The organism is Gilliamella sp. ESL1225 (genome assembly GCF_058502635.1).
In genome coordinates, this window is sequence record NZ_CP196358.1 from 545,992 (window position 1) to 563,292 (window position 17,301).

Here is a 17,301-nt window from a genome sequence, read left to right on the forward strand (position 1 = left end):
TTTAATAATCCTTTTGCTCTTTGTAATGAATGTCACTTACTTGGCGTAATTTTTCGGCTGCTTGCTCGGGTGTCAGATCCCGTTGCACTTCGGCAAACATTTCATAGCCCACCATAAATTTTTTAACGGTCGCTGAACGTAATAAAGGTGGATAAAAATGGGCATGTAATTGCCAATACTCATCATTATCTTGATGAAAAGGTGCGCCATGCCAACCCATTGAATAAGGAAACGAACAATGAAATAAATTATCATAACGGCTTGTTAACTTTTTGAGTGCTATCGCCAAATCAGTTTGTTGTTCTAACGTTAATGACGTTAATTGCGTAACATGATCTTTAGGTAAGAGTAAGGTTTCAAAAGGCCATACCGCCCAATAAGGAACAACTGCTAACCAATACTCTGTTTCGACGACAATACGTTCTTTTAAGGCAAGTTCTTTATTGACATAATCAACCAATAAATTGCGCCCATATTTTTCGAAATAATTCCGTTGATGACGATCCTCGCATATGACTTCGTTAGGCAAAAAACTATTTGCCCAAATTTGTCCATGGGGATGAGGATTAGAGCAACCCATCGTCGCGCCTTTATTTTCAAAAATTTGTACCCAAGGGTAATCTTTACCAAGTTCAAGCGACTGATTAATCCATGTTTTAATCACATTCTCAATTGATGTTAAATCAAGTTCCGGCATTGTTTTACTATGATCGGGTGAAAAACAAATGACTCGGCTTGTTCCGCTAGCACTTTGCTGTTGAAATAAAGGATCGTCATTGGGTGGTGACATCGGTGTATCTTTCATTAAAGCAGCAAAATCATTGGTAAAAACAAAAGTTTGCTTATAATCAGGATTAATTTCACCCGTTACCCGTTTATTGGTTGGACATAGATAACAATTTGCGTCATAGCTCGGTTTATGCTCGTCATTGAGCGTTTCTTGTTGCCCCTGCCAAGGCCTTTTAGCACGATGGGGCGAAACAAGTACCCATTCATCCTTTAATGGGTTATAACGTCGATGAGAATGATCCATGGGATTAAAAATAGTCATTTTATCTCTTCTCTTTTTGTATTTAGCAATATCACTAATAATTGCATTCACTTTATCCATTATCCTGCTATAGATTTTTTACAACTTCATCTTTACATTCAAATTCAAACTACTCGGATACTTTTTTCTTAAATAAAGTCCATGGGCTACGACCCGATAAAGTAAAAGAAGAAATCAGCGTAAACGTAAATGCAATTCCCCCTAAAACTAAATAAGCATTTTCGAAACCGATTTTGACATACATAACACCAGCCAATGTTGACATAAACATAATCGATAATTGCTTAGCAAAACAAAAGGCAATAAGGTAAACCGTTGCTGATAAACGTAATGGAAAATGTTTTGTAATGTATTTAAAAGCCGCTACGAGTAATAAAGGTGCCTCAAACATATGTAACGTTTTTAAAATCATAACCTCAACAGCATTCGTTGCAAAAGCAGAACCTGTTATACGAATTGACATAATCAAACCCGCGATTAACAAGGCGTTTTTGCTGCCGATTTTCATTACAACTAAAGGTGCAAAAAACATAACTGTGGCATTTAAAAATTCACCAAGGGTTGTCACATAACCAAACGCTTCTTGCCCATCTTTTTCACTTGGGAAAAATGAGATAAAAAAGTTCGCAAACTGCTGATCAAAGACGTCATAAGTACAAGCGACACCGATAATATAAAGCATAAAGAACCAAATTTTAGGCATCTTAATTAAATCAAAAGCTAATTTTAAATTAAAAGGCTCAGGTTTATTTAATCCTAAATTATCAGCAACTTTAATTGCCGTATTTTGCTCTGGTGTCGCCAGTTTAACTAACACTAATAAAATTAAGGCAAAAGCAGAACACATCCAAAAGACGGCATTCATATTTTTAGAAATCATAATACCGACAAAAGAGGCACAAATCGCCCATCCAAAACAACCGAACATACGCGCTCGACCAAATTCAAAACCACTGCGGCGGCTGACTTTTTCAGCAAAGGCTTCAATCGCAGGTGCCCCTCCACCAAAAATAAGTCCTAAATACAGCCCCCCTATAAAGCCACCTAAAATGACATTTACCTTCAATAAAGGTGCAAAGACATAAATAAAGAAAGGACCGAAAAAGACAAGTGCTATTGTAATAATCCAAAGAAGATATTTTTTTAATCCTAATTTATCAGACAATAAACCAAATAAAGGCTGAAAACATAAGGCAAATAAAGAAACAAACGAGAACACATAGCCGGTATTTTCCTGATCAAGCCCATTCATTTTTAACCAGACAGGAAAAAACGGCATACAAGCGCCCATAATAAAAAAGTAAAAAAAGAAATATAGACTAAAGATCCAATAATTTTTGTTGTGTAAATTTAATTTAATATTAGGAGTCATAAGATATATCCTTTGCTAAGCTTAAAATAACCATGTAGCCTTGGTAAGAAATCGATTACATTGTTACATCTGTTTTAAAATATCTAATTTACAAAAGATAATATCATTTTAAGTGAGTGAAAAAAGTGATCTCCGTAGCATTTATGAAAACGGTTACATTTTACTAATAAAAAAGAATTATAAGCTTCAAAAACGCTTTCATCGGTGTCACACGTATATTTTCGATATATATAAATCTAACCATTGTTAAAAAATGATCAGTGAGGGATAGTTCCCAAAATATATGAATGGATAATATATAACTGATTGAAATTGATAAAATTTCGCTTTGTGATTTATTTTTCCTATGCTAATCTTCTCACTACAATAATTATCGGTTCTATCTAAAATCAATAACGCTCTAAACTAACCGATACTAATTAATAAATACAATAAAATGGGTCAAGGAAATGTACTACTATCAACTGCTCACCCCAAGCGAGTGGGATAACCTTATCCAAGAATTTAGAGAGGGTGAAGGCGAATTTAGATGCAGCCCTTTTTATCCTCGTCGCATTAAATACTTCCATAAAACCGACTATCACCCAATTATTAAAAAGCTCGTTGCCAACCCCAATAGCTGTAAAAATTTCTATCCCTTACTGCAAAAAAACGGCTTACATTATGCGGCTTATTATCACCGTTATCCCGATAAGGTGGCGAAGTGTTTATTACAGGCCCTCTATCACGAACGACTTATTTTGCGCACCTTACCGATTTTCAATCCCGTTTTCGATATGCGCCCTCCCTCCCCACCTGTGCCACCGCCCATTCCATATAATAGAAAAATCCCAGAATACCAACCTGATTACACTTGGATTATTGTTGAACTCACCAACCGCCCCGCACAGCCCATCGGCTTTTATGATGGTATATCACCTGACATTAATACCACTCATTTCCTGTTCAATCATGATTTTAGTCGCGATGAAATTTTTTTAGGTAAGAATAAAAGTGTATTTAGTACCGAAAAAGTCTACCCCAAAGTGCATTTAATGCTAGGGGGTGGACTAAATGCCATTGAACTTGCAGAAAGGGGCGATAAACGCTTACACGTTAAAAAACTGGCACAAGCCTGGCTTGATGACTTAACTGCCTTATTAACCTCCGGCAATTCACCCTTTACAGTTGAGATAGATAACGCCCTAGCGGGTCAAATTAATTATGGCTATTCAACCGAGCATTTCCGCTATGCCCCTTTGCTTTGGCAACAAAATATGTTTCGCCCGGATGAGCACATTGGGTTTATGTTTTATCAGCTACTGATATTATTAAACAACACCTATTTTTTTACCGCCGAGCAGCGCATCGGCACGTTAGACTATGAAGACAGCGAAGGGGCAACTTATCCGCCCTCCCTCTACAAGGACGTGATTTCAGCCGTTAGTCAGCTTAAACACAGTGAGGGATTTGATAAAGCGGATTATCGCTATCATAATAGCGATATCGTTAAACGTGTCCGCGCGTATCTCTATAGCCCCCTTGTGTTAGATGGCACAGGTGATGAGCGCGATGAAGAAACACGCTTAACAGCCGCCATCAAAACCGCCACGCAGCATGATAATCTTACCGATATCGAGTCCCTTTATATTAACGCCCTTAAGCTCCTCAAATACCTGCGGCAACCCGCTATCATTAAGCATGTTGAAACACGCAAAAAGTATCGGTTAAAAGGCACACGGGTTGAATTTGCCTATGTTGAATTAAAAGCTAGCCATGGTTTTTATTTACAGCATCACCCTGATTTTAAATATCGCATTAGCTCAAATCGCGAAGGTCATACCTTTATTGGGCGTTTTAATACTCAGGGACTAGCCGATATTAAAATCCCCGATAAATGGGCACATATTGATGACTGGCAATATACAACAAGCGCGGTGGGTAGCACATTTATTAATGACTATTTTAGCTATCTTAACCCTCATCAATTAAGTAATGCCTTAGATGCGGCAACCCGTCCTGACTCGTTAATGTCCCCGGTGTCGACTATAGCAAATGGCATCATCGGGTATTTTTGGGGTGATACACTAAAAGCCCAAGCAGAGAAAAACCAAGCGTTTATTGATAAATATGAAAATAAAATTATCGGTGGCTTGCAAGTCATTGGCGGGGCACTCACCCTGATTGCCGCAGCCGGCGTTGAAGTAGCGACCGTGGGCAGCGGAACACCTCTTGCCCTGGGTATTGGCTTTATTGGCGCAGATAATATCGCCGCCGGCGCGACTCGGTTTATTACCGATAACGAAGTCAGTACCATCGGTGAAAAAATCATTGCTAAAACCGGCATTGTCCCTAAAGGGTATGAAGGTATCGCCTATGGACTGATTGATATTGGTGCAGCCAGCAAATTAAATGCCATTAACAAAATGGCGCATACTCGTCATAATATGGCGGCGTTTAATAAAATAACAACAAGTACACCAAATGGTACCTTTGCCGATGACATTAAAAGCCTTGAAGTCGGGGCAATAAACTTATCACCTAATACGCCATTTAAACGTCATACCATTAAGTTTCAGGATTTTAGTGAGGTGAAGTTGATTGAACATAGTGCACCGAGTTCGTTAACGGAAGTTGGAACTGTTTTGAATCATTTGAAACACGGTGAGAAGTCAACAAGTGCAGCTATAAATAATAAAGCAACTGGTACTATATGGGATTCAATAAAATCAACTCAACCGAATTATCCTGGTTCCGTCATACCTAAATCATTTGAAATGACTTTGTCTAATGGTCAAAAAGTATGGATTCATGGGAATGCAACAGAACATATGGTTGAATATGCTCAATCTAAGGCAAAAGATTATACAAAAGAAGTTGTAAGATTATCATCACAACAACAATTGAATAGTTTACAAGGAGCCTTAAATACAGCCACAGAAAATGGAATAAAATATAATGAATTAATGAGAATTGATGGTTGGGAATTAAAACTAGCACCGCCACGTCAAGAAGGTGAACTTCCTGTTATAATTCATGCTTTATTTATTGAATAGTTAGAGGTATTAATGAGTATTAAATTAGATAATCCTATAAAAATTATTTTTGATGAGCTGGAAATAGATCATTATTTGCCATCAATTAAGTTTAAAATTGATATAAAAATAAAGCAGTTTACTCATTTTTTAGCATATGAAGGGGAAGTATGGATCGATTGTAATGTTTGGGATCAATTTACTAAAAGACTAAAAATGAAAGAAAGTGCTATATTAAATGATCTAGACGATGATTTTATAATAAAAATAATAAAAATTAATGACTTAATAGAATTTACATGGTCAATTAAAAAACAAGAACCTAGTGGGAATATAATAAGTGCTGATTATAACTGCAAGATTACTGAAGATGTTTATTCTGTCATCAGAAATAAGTTCATTGATTATCCAGCGTGGTGGTAAGTTGTAAAATACCCATTTGCAAAATCAATATATCTTTATTACTTAAAACAAGCATATTGGTGAAAAAATTATTGCCAAAACTGGCATTGTGCCCAAAAGATAAAGTGATATATATAAAATTAATGGCAGATTATGAATGTTATCCATTATGGTTTGATTCAGAAACGGAATTTGGAAATATTAATCCTTATACTTTACCAATAAGTAACCGACTTAAAAAAGAGTTAGATGAATGGTCAGATGAATATGATCAAACTTTAAACTTAAACAACCCATTAGAGTCGGGATTTATAAATATCGATAAAAAAAATAATTTCAACGCTAAAGGTAAATATTTACAAGAACAATTACAAATTGAATTAGGCAAAAATTATAAAATAAACTATCAATCAATTATATAAATAAATTTATGTATTTAAAGTATTTTACCGGAAATTCTTTATAAAAAGTGACGATTAATGCTGTCACTTTTTATTACTATTTCAATATCTAAATCAACTTCATTCCAGTTATAAATATAAAATCATTCCCCAAATTGAGGATAATCCTTATCATCTCGATAACGATACAGCAGATTGCCAATTAATTGGACGTTATAACCCCAAGGATTTATGCCGCGTTAAAATCCCTAAAAAATGGGCACATATCGAAAAATGGCAAGTGATTAATGAGCCCGTTGAGCCTGACTTTGTTGATAACAAAATAGCCAGGTACACATGGACCGAGCACGATAAACAAAATGTTTGGAATAGCTTTGTACTGAGTGAGCAATTCTGCCTGCCTTTTCGCATTACCCCCATCGGTGACTTAGTCTGCCACACAGCACTCGTGACTGCGGGTTATACCACCGAAGGCAAATCAAACGAAGCCCTTGAGCACGAAATGCCCCGCTTTTTAGGGGGGATGAAAGTCGTACAAGGTGCAGCGACACTGATTGCTGCCAGCGCGTTAGCTGAAACCGGCATCGGTCTAGGGCTTGCAACCACGTTACTGTTTTTTGGGTTAGATAATATCCAATCAGGGGCTCGCCAATTAATATCGGGTGAATACACTTCAACAATCGGTGGCAGTTTAATTGAAGCAACCGGCATATTCCCCGATGGCACCGGCGAAGATATTTACGCATTAGCCGATATGACCGCCGCCGGTAAAGCGGGCTTAGTCATAAAAACGGCAACACAATCCCGTAATATCATCAAACTCACCAGCATTAAAGGCACCCCACCCGTTAAACCGAGTGAAATTGGCATTACTGTTGAGAATATCTCGCTTAATCAGCGTAATATGATTACTATTGACGAGCCGACGTTTAGTCCATATGGGTCAGTGGGGGGCAGCTAAACTCTGGACAGTTGCGGATAGGCTAAGGTATGCTCAATTACCTACTAAGGGGAAGATTCGTTATATACTTTCTAAAGCTTATTCACCCAATAAGCCATTACCAAGAGGAAAAAATAATGGTTATTTAGATAAGTTTGATAATGAATGGATAAAAGGACCCTCACGCACCAAAGGGCAAGAATTTGAATGGGATGTGATATTATCAGAAAGAGGTAAAAATCAATTAGGCTGGGCATCGAAAGATGGAAAACATCTTAATATATCGTTAGATGGTAAAATTACACATTAATAAAAAGGAAAATACAAATGATAAAAAAACTAGATTTTTTTCAAGAAGTTGAAATCGTATATTATCCCCCCGCTTATGATGGTAAAAAAAAACCGGTAAGCATGTTGGAAAAAAAGGCGTCATTATGGGAATAAGTGAAGAAGATGGTATTCTTTATGGATATAGTGTAAGACTCTATGATGAAGAATATTCATACTGTTTTGATGCCGAAGAAGTTAAACCGACAGGTAAACAATTCAAATACGAAGACTTTTATTAATATTACTCCCCTTATCAAGGTAAATAATAGATGACAAAAAAATTAAATTTTTATCAAGAAGTTGAAATCGTATATTATCCCCCCGCTTATGATGGTAAAAAAAAACCGGTAAGCATGTTGGAAAAAAAGGGGTAATTTTGGGAATAAGTGAAGACGATGGCATTCTTTATGGATATGGTATAAGACTCTATGATGAAGAATATTCATACTATTTTGATGCCGAAGAAGTTAAACCGACAGGTAAACAGTTCAAACGCGAAGATTTTTACCCATCCTAAAAATACCTTATTAAATAATAAATCTCTTTAATAAAAAATGACGATTAACTCGTCATTTTTTATTAGCTATCTTAACCCCCATCAATTAAGTAATGCCTTAGATGCGGCAACCCGTCCTGACTCGTTAATGTCCCCTGTGTCGGCTATAACAAGTGCATCATCGGGTATTTTTGGGGTGATACACTAAAAGCCCAAGCAGAGAAAAACCAAGCGTTTATTGATAAATATGAAAATAAAATTATCGGTGGCTTGCAAGTCATTGGTGGGGCACTCACCCTGATTGCCGCAGCCGGCGTTGAAGCGGCGACCGTGGGCGGCGGAACACCTCTTGCCCTGGGTATTGGTTTTATTGGCGCAGATAATATCGCCGCTGGCGCGAGCCGGTTTATTACCGATAACGAAGTCAGTACTATCGGTGAAAAAATCATTGCTAAAACCGGTATTGTCCCTAAAGGGTATGAAGGTATCACTTATGGACTGGTTGATATTGGTGCAGCCAGCAAATTAAATGCCATTAACAAAATGGCGCATACTCGTCATAATATGGCGGCGTTTAATAAAATAACAACAAGTACACCAAATGGTACCTTTGCCGATGACATTAAAAGCCTTGAAGTCGGGGCAATAAACTTATCACCTAATACGCCATTTAAACGTCATACCATTAGGTTTCAGGATTTTAGTGAGGTGAAGTTAGATAAAGAAGGATCCAGTTATATCGATGATATAATTGTAAATGAGGCTAAAATAAATAATTTATCTCATTTGTCGGAAGAGCTGAAACAAATTATAAAAAATGCTGAAACTGTCTCGACAGCAAAAGAAGGAATACATGTAACATCACCAAGAAATTTAAATGAACAATTATTTTGGAATGAAATAAAAGAAAATCCCATAAGTGGTATAAGATTTTTAAATAAAAATAAAGATTTAAATAAAGACTCACGCTTTCCGAAATCAGCTGGCTTTGAAAAGATGACAAAAAATCGAGAATTAATAAACGGAGATAAAATTGAAATTCATTATCAATATAATATACATACAGGTAAAGCATATGATATGAAGATAATTATAAATCAACAAAACAAAAAAAATTACTAACATAGTTGTAATAATTTAATGAGACTAGGCAAATGAAAATTAAAACAGAATTTGGACATATCATTGATATTTTTGGTATTTATTGGAATACTTCTATAGATAATAATTGTTGCGAAACAATTGTATTAGGATTACCGCGTGGAAACGGTGGCTTAACTGCATATAGAATAGAAGGTAATTATGTTGATAACGTAGAGGTTACTGATCCTATAATTCCAGAAAATTTTATTTATTTTAATTCTGGTATTTACCATCGAGCTTTAATTGAAGAACATTTACTTGATGATATTTGTGATTACGATCCAAAAGCCTATACCCGTTTCTTAGAAATCATCAAAACTGAAGGTTTAGTTGATTCTGATTTTTATTAAAAACCAATAAGAATTTATTAAATAGCAATTGATATTACCTGTTATGCAATACTAGATAAAAATTTATTACATTTAAAATTAGATATGATTAAATTGTATTAATGAAGAAAATTAAGTTAAGAAAAATTTGGGTTGGATATGATGCATTTTTATACAATATTTAACAGTATGAAACTAGTGGTTTAGAAATGATTTTAAAAATAAAACTTTTGAAGATAGTCAAGAACTATTTGATAAGTTATATGATATTCAACAAAAATTAGCTACCGCTATGTATAAATATGAATTTAATTTAAATGATCAATTAAAAAATTTTGTTTATTATTTTGAGCGAGATGATACTTATACAAGAAAATTTTGGTATCAAATGATGAAGAATATCTTCTTTCATTTGATAAAGAGGAAGTTAAACCCACAGGTAAACAATTTAAACGCGAAGATTTTTACCCATCCTAAAAATAGCTTATTAAATAATAAATATCTTTTATAAAAAATGACGATTAACTCGTCATTTTTTATAAACTATCTCAATACAACAAGCGCGGTTAATAGCACATTTATTAATGACTATTTTAGCTATCTTAACCCTCATCAATTAAGTAATGCCATCGATGCGGCAACCCGTCCCGCCTCGTTAATGTCCCCTGTGTCGACTATAGCAAATGGCATCATCGGGTATTTTTGGGGTGATACACTAAAAGTCCAAGCAGAGAAAAACCAAGCGTTTATTGATAAATATGAAAATAAAATTATCGGTGGCTTGCAAGTCATTGGCGGGGCACTGACCCTAATTGCCGCAGCCGGCGTTGAAGCGGCGACCGTGGGCAGCGGAACACCTCTTGCCCTGGGTATTGGCTTTATTGGCGCAGATAATATCGCTGCTGGCGCGACTCGGTTTATTACCGATAACGAAGTCAGTACTATCGGTGAAAAAATCATTGCCTAGATCGATGATACTCATCATCTTTTTGATATCAATAATGTGTTTATAGGATGGTCTTAAAAAATGTTTAAAAACCATCGCCATATATTTAATGAGATTAATTAACAAAGTTAATTATTTAATAATTTATTCCTGTTCTAAATGATCAACATTATTGATATATTTTACAGTGAATTGACCGTCTTCGTTTTTATTCATCTGTTGATAATTTACAAGGCTAATACTGGTATTTAAGATGCGAGGGAAATAATTTTCGTCACGATGTAAGCTGAAATCCCCCCCATTTAATACACAAAGTAATAAACGTAACACGGTTCCATGAGATACAACTAAAATATTACCGTTATTTTGTGGGGCATTATCAACAATTATTTTTAAGGCTTTTTGCATGCGTTCAAGCACCTGCATAAAAGTTTCGCCTTGATTACTGCTTGCTTGATAATTAGCTGGATCATTTAAAAAAGTCATAAATTCGGGGACTTCTTTTTTTAGTGTTGGGACGTATTGACCTTCCCAATCGCCAAAATCCATTTCGCGAATTTCGGGAAGTTCGTTCGTCGGTATGCTGAGATTATTTTCATTAATAATATAATCACGCGTTTGCATTGCGCGAGGCTGATCACTTGAATATGCTTGTATAAAAGGTGTGTTTTTTAAATATTGTCCCGTGATTTTAGCACCTAAAATACCTTTATCCGTTAAAGGAGAATTTTTAGAGCCTTGCATTTGGTCTTTAATATTCCATTCAGTTTGACCATGTCTTATTAGATATAAATTAATATCTTTCATTCGATTTATTACCTTATGTTATTTTAACTTTAAACTTATATGTACCGATATTTAGGGTTGATATTTGGTATTGCGTAGTTTGGCTAAACAGGCTTGTAAAGATTCATCCATTGGAGCATTGAGTTGCATGATCTCTTGTGTAACAGGATGGGTAAATTTTACGTTTGCGGCATGTAAAAAAAGGCGATAAGGACCTATATCGCTAAGAGAAATATCAAAATTCTGATCACCGTATCTATCATCAAAAGCAATAGGGTGATTAGCATATTGGGTATGTACACGTATTTGATGTGTTCGACCAGTGATAGGACTTGCTTTTATTAATGTCGCAATCGAGAACCTTTCTTCAACTTTAAAACGTGTTTCAGAGGGTTTCCCCTCCTTATCGACTTTGACGATTCGTTCTCCACTTTTTAATAGATTCTTAAAAAGTGGTGCCTGGATAACTTTACATTCAGATGCCCAATGACCTTTAACTAAAGCTAAATAATTTTTTTGCATTTGTTTAAGACGTAATTGCTCATGTAACGCTTTTAAAGCAGATCGTTTTTTAGCAATTAATAAAATACCAGATGTTTCGCGGTCAATACGATGCACTAATTCTAAAAATTTAGCTGTAGGTCTTAAGGCGCGCAATCCTTCAATAACACCAAAAGATAAACCACTACCACCATGAACGGCGATACCCGAAGGTTTATTGATGGCAAGAATGGCATCATCTTCGTAGATTATAGCTTGTTCAAGTTGAGCTATTTTACTTAGTTTAGGTGAAATATCGGCTTGAGCTCTTTCAGCAACACGAACAGGGGGGATACGTATTTCGTCTTTTACATTTAATTTGTATTCAGGTTTAATGCGTTTTTTATTTATTCTGACTTCCCCTTTACGTAAGATCCGATAAATCAAACTCTTTGGGACACCTTTTAGGTGAGAAATCAGAAAATTATCAATACGTTGCCCTGCATTTTCATCTGAAACAGTAACAAAAGAAACATTTGACTGAGTTTGAGTAGCATTTTTATCCATATAGGTAAATTTATCCGCGACTATAAATAAAAGTCATTTACATTATTTTAAAATAAATTACACTAGCTCAAATTTATTTTTATGCAATTAAACAACTTCTTTGAAAGAGAATAGATTTTTCACACGATAAAAGAAAATTTTATTTATCTCTATATCAGTGATACTTGTTTAGGGCTAAAAGCCTTTTTATCCGTAGTTTTGTTGACAATATTGTTTTGCAAAAACGCATTATATAATCGTTAAAAATGATAAATGATATTCAAACATCAATAAATCAATCTTAACGAATAAATCCGTCAACTCGCTTAAATTATATCTAATTAAGATTAGATTATTAAATCGATAAATGATAATTATATCGAAATAATGAGGAGTAAAAAAGTATGTTATCATTGCTTAATAAATATGCTAAAGGAAGAACTGCTTGGTTATTATTATTCATTTCAACTGTAATATTTGAAATTACCGCGCTTTATTTCCAATATGGCATGCACCTTGCCCCTTGTCCATTATGCATTTATCAGCGCTGTGCTATTTATGGCATTATGATTGCAAGTATAATTGCATTAATTTCCCCTAAAAAAACCTTATTAAGATGGATTGCTATTTGTCTTTGGCTTTATAGTGCTTTCGAAGGATTGAGTATAGCCATTTATCATGCACATATACAGTTTGAGCCTGATTTATTAAATACATGTATGGTGAATGTTTATTTTCCTTCATGGTTACCTTTAAATGACTGGTTACCGAGTCTATTTGAATCAACGGGTTTATGTGCAAGTAAAACATGGTCATTTTTAACGATTGAAATGTCACAATGGATGATCATTAATTTTGCCGTATATATTATCGTTGGTATTGCTATTTTAATTGCGCAATTTTATCGATCTCGTTCTTCTTTAAATAACAAGAATACTTTTTAAAAATCAAATTGGGAAAGATAAAAAGCAGGTTAAAATTAAAGAAATTGATAATGGTTTATTAAGTTTTAGATATTTTTTTATGGGATGAAAGTACTTTAGGCAGTTGTTTGTTTAATAGATAGCGCTTTTTTTTGATTTTGTTAAAATATCAGGCAATTTAATTTATTATTCGACTGTAATGCTTTTAGAATATCATCCTCCCATCGATCCTTGGTTGTCTATCTTATATCAAGATGACCATATTGTAGTTGTAAATAAACAAGCTGGGATTTTGTCTGTTTCGGGCAATAAACCCCAGTTTATTGATAGTATTATCCATCGTTTGCAACAAAAATATGTTTATGTAGAATCCGTGCACCGTTTAGATATGGCAACGAGTGGGATTATGGTAGCCGCTTTATCAAAACTAGCCGATCGGGAAATAAAAAAACAATTTCGCGAACGGATCCCGAAAAAATCATATATTGCTGTTGTATATGGACATTTAGAACAAGATACAGGTAGCGTAGAGTTACCGCTTATTTGTGATTGGCCTAATCGTCCAAGGCAAATGGTTGATTTACAAAATGGCAAACCTGCTTTAACTCATTATCGTGTTTTATCTCGTCATAATAATAATACGACACGAGTAGAATTATTTCCGTTTACTGGTCGATCTCATCAATTGCGAGTACATATGCAGGCGATAGGGCACCCAATTTTAGGTGATAAATTTTATGCAAATAAAGAAGCTTATGCGATGTCGACAAGATTATTATTGCATGCTAAATCTTTAACGATAAATCATCCTAAAACGCAAGAAAGCCTAACATTTACCTGTGATGAAGAATTTTAATTTTTATTAAAATTGTTTAAATAATTTATCTTATTTTTAATAAAATAACTTAATGAATAGTAAAATTGTTTTTTAAATAATGATTAACGTTGAACACTTTAATGATTTATGTTTTAGAGGATGATTTATATGCAAAAAATTGTATTAGCAACTAATAATCAAGGCAAATTACAAGAGTTTCAACATTTATTCGCAAATTCGGGATTAGATATTATTTCTCAACGTGAATTTAATGTTCCCTCGGTCGAAGAAACAGGATTAACATTTGTTGAGAATGCTATTTTAAAAGCCAGACATGCATCCAAATTAACGGGTTTACCCGCTATCGCTGATGATTCGGGATTAGTTGTTAATGCCTTAGATGGGGCGCCAGGTATTTATTCTGCTCGTTACTCTGGAGAGCATGGCAATGATGAATTAAACAATGAAAAATTATTAATGGCATTGCAAGGCATTGCGTCAGAAAATAGGCAAGCTCATTATTGTTGTGCATTAGTTTTTCTTCGTCACGAAAATGATCCCTCTCCTATTATTTGTTTATATAACTGGTATGGTATGATTTTAGACCAGCCGAAAGGCATAGGTGGATTTGGTTACGACCCTTTATTTTATGTGCCAAAACTTCGAAAAACAGCGGGAGAATTAACAGCGGTACGTAAAAATATGCTTTCTCATCGAGGACATGCTTCAAGACAATTATTAAAAGAATTAAAACGTGAATATAATGCCTTAAATTGATATAAAAACTTATAAAATAAGTTAACTTATTTTATAAGTACGCTAATTTATCACGAATGAATTTTAAAGAATTAGCCATAAAATTAAGATGATTTATCAAGGACTGAATCTAGGTTCAATAAGATTCAGTCCTTTTGTTTATATTTAAACATGATAATCATTGTTATTAGTGATGCGTATTTTCTTCTTGGTAGATTAATCGTTATAATAAAATGAATTTTTTTTAAGTTAGGTTGGTTATGAAAACATTATTTGCAAGTACTTCACGTGGGCTTGAAGAGTTGCTAAAAAAAGAGTTAGAAGAAATTGGTGCAATATCTTGTCGGCTTGTTCAAGGCGGAGTGTATTTTGATGCAGATGAGAAAACACTCTATCAATCTTTACTTTGGTCACGCTTGGCATCACGTATTTTACTACCACTAGCTGAATTTGATATTTACAGTGATTTAGATCTGTACTCGTGTGCTGTTAATTATCCTTGGCAAGATCTTTTTGCTGTCGACTGTACTTTTTTGGTTAATTTTGTGGGTGTGAATGAATTTATTCGTAATAGTCAATATGGTGCTTTAAAAATTAAAGATGCCATTGTCGATCATTTTATGCGTAAAACAGAAACTCGCCCTAATGTGCAAAAACAATTGCCAGATATTCGTATAAATGCGTTTTTACACAAAAATCATTTAACACTATCGCTCGATTTAAGTGGTGAAAGTTTGCATCAACGAGGTTATCGCGATAAAACGGGTTTAGCACCGATAAAAGAAACGTTAGCTGCAGCCATTATCTTACGTTCTGGTTGGACAAAAAATGAGCCTCTAATTGATCCCATGTGTGGTTCGGGAACATTATTAATTGAAGCGGCAATGATGGCATCAAATATTCCTCCTGCTTTATCACGAAAACAATGGGGATTTATGGCATGGAAAGGGTTTAATCCTTCACTTTGGAATGAAATCTTATTTGCAGCTAAGCATAATGTTATCAAACCTACATGTTCTTTTATTGGCTACGATAATAATATTGACGTTTTGAAAAGTGCTAAAGTCAATGCCAAAAATGCTGGCGTTGGTGATTTGATTCAATTTGCCGATAAAGATGCCGCACAGTTAATAAATCCTTTACCCGAAAGTGAAACTGGCGTCATTATTAGTAATCCTCCCTATGGCGAAAGACTTGAAAGTGAGCCAGCTTTAGTCGCTTTATATAGTACTTTAGGGCAACGGTTAAAACAATTTTTTGCAGGTTGGCGCGTATCATTATTTAGTGCAGCCCCTCATTTACTTGATTGTTTACAATTACGTGCTAATAAACAGTATAAAGCAAAAAATGGTCCGCTTGATTGTTTGCAAAAAAATTATGATATTGCTAGACGCAGTCAAACAGATGCGCCGATAACGCCACAATTAGTCGCCGTAGATTTTGTTAATCGATTACGAAAGAATGAGCAAAAATTAGCTAAATGGGCAAAACAAGAACAAATAGAATGTTATCGTCTTTATGATGCTGATTTACCAGAATATAACGTAGCTATTGATCGTTATAAAGATAAAATTGTTGTGCAAGAATATGCCGCTCCTAAAAATATTGATGAAAATAAAGCGCGGAAGCGTTTATTAGATATCATTAATGGTGTGATGTCAGTACTTAATTTAAACGCTAATCAACTTATTTTAAAAACACGTGAAAAACAAAAGGGTAAGAAGCAATATCAAAAATTTGCACAAAAAGATGATTATTTTTTAGTACATGAATATTCTGTAATGAATAAGCAAACTCAATTTTGGGTGAATGTAACAGATTATTTAGATACTGGTTTATTTTTAGATCATCGCCTTGTCCGTAAAATGGTTGGTGAGATGAGTCAAGGAAAAGACGTTTTAAATCTATTTGCTTATACAGGAACCGCATCTGTCTATGCAGGAATTGGTGGCGCAAAATCGACAACGACGGTTGATATGTCCCGAACTTACTTGGAATGGGCTGATAATAATTTAAAACAAAATGGATTAATCAGCAAAAATCATCGTTTAATTCAGGCAGACTGTTTGCTGTATCTTGCGCACTGTGAAGAGCAATTTGATCTCATTTTTATCGATCCGCCGACTTTTTCAAATTCCAAACGAATGCAAGATACTTTTGATGTGCAGCGTGATCATTTAAAATTAATGGTAGATTTAAAAAGGCTATTAAAACCTAATGGTGTGATTATTTTTTCAAATAATAAACGAGGTTTTAAAATGAATGAACAGGGAATGCAAGAATTAGGACTTATTTATTCAGATATCACGCAAAAAACAATATCACCTGACTTTAAACGTAATAAACAAATTCATTGTTGTTATTTGATTAAACATAAAGACTAAATAGTCTTTATGTTTAAAGATTAATTATTTTATTGTGAAAAAATGTTTAATATTATCGGCTATCTTTCTATTAAAAAAAGGTTTATATTCAGTGGAAATGATTGCGGTATCATAAAATAATTATTGCTGATAAATCTTTTTTAATTAAACTATAGTAATTTCCTCGTTAGATTTTTGTTAAAAAC

The 17,301-nt window shown here is 34.4% G+C and carries 20 protein-coding genes; 16 read left to right on the plus strand and 4 right to left on the minus strand.

Annotation, left to right across the window (positions count from 1 at the left end; all coding sequences use genetic code 11):
* Position 1: 1 nt before the first annotated feature.
* Together galT and ACSYSW_RS02385 are read right to left on the minus strand one after the other, a co-directional pair.
* Positions 2-1,051 (minus strand): galactose-1-phosphate uridylyltransferase, encoded by a 1,050-nt coding sequence (gene galT, locus ACSYSW_RS02380; protein WP_491706114.1) that lies wholly within the window; start codon positions 1,049-1,051, stop codon positions 2-4.
* A 109-nt stretch (positions 1,052-1,160) separates the two neighbouring features.
* Positions 1,161-2,423 (minus strand): MFS transporter, encoded by a 1,263-nt coding sequence (locus ACSYSW_RS02385; protein WP_491704875.1) that lies wholly within the window; start codon positions 2,421-2,423, stop codon positions 1,161-1,163.
* Positions 2,424-2,872: 449 nt separating this feature from the next.
* On the opposite strand from ACSYSW_RS02385, the gene ACSYSW_RS02390 reads away from it, so the two are divergent.
* The 12 genes from ACSYSW_RS02390 to ACSYSW_RS02445 all read left to right on the plus strand — a co-directional run bounded on the left by ACSYSW_RS02390 (position 2,873) and on the right by ACSYSW_RS02445 (position 10,445).
* A complete protein-coding gene (locus ACSYSW_RS02390; RefSeq protein ID WP_491704874.1) occupies positions 2,873-5,458 on the plus strand; it encodes a hypothetical protein in 2,586 nt (861 codons plus the stop codon).
* 12 nt (positions 5,459-5,470) lie between these two features.
* Positions 5,471-5,860: a hypothetical protein gene (locus ACSYSW_RS02395; protein WP_491704873.1), complete on the plus strand. Its 390-nt coding sequence runs from the start codon at positions 5,471-5,473 to the stop codon at positions 5,858-5,860.
* Positions 5,861-5,919: 59 nt separating this feature from the next.
* A complete protein-coding gene (locus ACSYSW_RS02400; RefSeq protein ID WP_491704872.1) occupies positions 5,920-6,261 on the plus strand; it encodes an immunity protein CdiI family protein in 342 nt (113 codons plus the stop codon).
* 259 nt (positions 6,262-6,520) lie between these two features.
* Entirely contained in the window at positions 6,521-7,201 is a 681-nt protein-coding gene (locus tag ACSYSW_RS02405; protein ID WP_491704871.1) for a hypothetical protein, read from the plus strand.
* Complete coding sequence (locus ACSYSW_RS02410) at positions 7,179-7,490, plus strand: polymorphic toxin type 17 domain-containing protein (protein WP_491704870.1); 312 nt, start codon at positions 7,179-7,181, stop codon at positions 7,488-7,490. The genes ACSYSW_RS02405 and ACSYSW_RS02410 overlap by 23 nt, the downstream gene beginning before the upstream one ends.
* Before the next feature lie 124 nt (positions 7,491-7,614).
* On the plus strand, positions 7,615-7,749 hold the full coding sequence (locus tag ACSYSW_RS02415; RefSeq protein WP_491704869.1) for a hypothetical protein: 135 nt from the start codon (positions 7,615-7,617) through the stop codon (positions 7,747-7,749).
* A 137-nt stretch (positions 7,750-7,886) separates the two neighbouring features.
* A complete protein-coding gene (locus ACSYSW_RS02420) occupies positions 7,887-8,027 on the plus strand; it encodes a hypothetical protein (protein ID WP_491704868.1) in 141 nt (46 codons plus the stop codon).
* Positions 8,028-8,064: 37 nt separating this feature from the next.
* Positions 8,065-8,214, plus strand: coding sequence for a hypothetical protein (locus tag ACSYSW_RS02425; protein ID WP_491704867.1), 150 nt, complete (start codon positions 8,065-8,067; stop codon positions 8,212-8,214).
* 62 nt (positions 8,215-8,276) lie between these two features.
* Entirely contained in the window at positions 8,277-9,128 is an 852-nt protein-coding gene (locus tag ACSYSW_RS02430; RefSeq protein ID WP_491704866.1) for a hypothetical protein, read from the plus strand.
* Positions 9,129-9,160: 32 nt separating this feature from the next.
* Entirely contained in the window at positions 9,161-9,499 is a 339-nt protein-coding gene (locus tag ACSYSW_RS02435) for a hypothetical protein (RefSeq protein WP_491704865.1), read from the plus strand.
* 247 nt (positions 9,500-9,746) lie between these two features.
* Positions 9,747-9,989: a hypothetical protein gene (locus ACSYSW_RS02440; protein WP_491706320.1), complete on the plus strand. Its 243-nt coding sequence runs from the start codon at positions 9,747-9,749 to the stop codon at positions 9,987-9,989.
* Between the two features lie 3 nt (positions 9,990-9,992).
* Positions 9,993-10,445: a hypothetical protein gene (locus tag ACSYSW_RS02445; RefSeq protein ID WP_491704864.1), complete on the plus strand. Its 453-nt coding sequence runs from the start codon at positions 9,993-9,995 to the stop codon at positions 10,443-10,445.
* Between the two features lie 123 nt (positions 10,446-10,568).
* Here the strand turns inward: ACSYSW_RS02445 and ACSYSW_RS02450 are convergent, their stop codons facing one another.
* A complete protein-coding gene (locus tag ACSYSW_RS02450) occupies positions 10,569-11,231 on the minus strand; it encodes a histidine phosphatase family protein (protein WP_491704863.1) in 663 nt (220 codons plus the stop codon).
* Between the two features lie 51 nt (positions 11,232-11,282).
* Positions 11,283-12,257, minus strand: coding sequence for a 23S rRNA pseudouridine(955/2504/2580) synthase RluC (rluC, locus tag ACSYSW_RS02455; protein ID WP_491704862.1), 975 nt, complete (start codon positions 12,255-12,257; stop codon positions 11,283-11,285).
* A 383-nt stretch (positions 12,258-12,640) separates the two neighbouring features.
* On the opposite strand from rluC, the gene dsbB reads away from it, so the two are divergent.
* From dsbB to rlmKL, 4 genes are all read left to right on the plus strand, one after another.
* Positions 12,641-13,180 (plus strand): disulfide bond formation protein DsbB, encoded by a 540-nt coding sequence (dsbB, locus tag ACSYSW_RS02460; RefSeq protein ID WP_491704861.1) that lies wholly within the window; start codon positions 12,641-12,643, stop codon positions 13,178-13,180.
* 178 nt (positions 13,181-13,358) lie between these two features.
* Positions 13,359-14,015 carry a bifunctional tRNA pseudouridine(32) synthase/23S rRNA pseudouridine(746) synthase RluA gene (gene rluA / locus ACSYSW_RS02465; protein WP_491704860.1) on the plus strand — a complete coding sequence of 219 codons (657 nt, stop codon included), beginning with the start codon at positions 13,359-13,361 and terminating at the stop codon, positions 14,013-14,015.
* A gap of 129 nt (positions 14,016-14,144) precedes the next feature.
* Positions 14,145-14,753, plus strand: a complete 609-nt coding sequence (gene rdgB / locus ACSYSW_RS02470; protein ID WP_491704859.1) for an RdgB/HAM1 family non-canonical purine NTP pyrophosphatase — start codon at positions 14,145-14,147, stop codon at positions 14,751-14,753.
* Positions 14,754-14,992: 239 nt separating this feature from the next.
* Positions 14,993-17,116, plus strand: a complete 2,124-nt coding sequence (gene rlmKL / locus ACSYSW_RS02475) for a bifunctional 23S rRNA (guanine(2069)-N(7))-methyltransferase RlmK/23S rRNA (guanine(2445)-N(2))-methyltransferase RlmL (protein WP_491704858.1) — start codon at positions 14,993-14,995, stop codon at positions 17,114-17,116.
* The last annotated feature ends 185 nt before the right edge of the window (positions 17,117-17,301 follow it).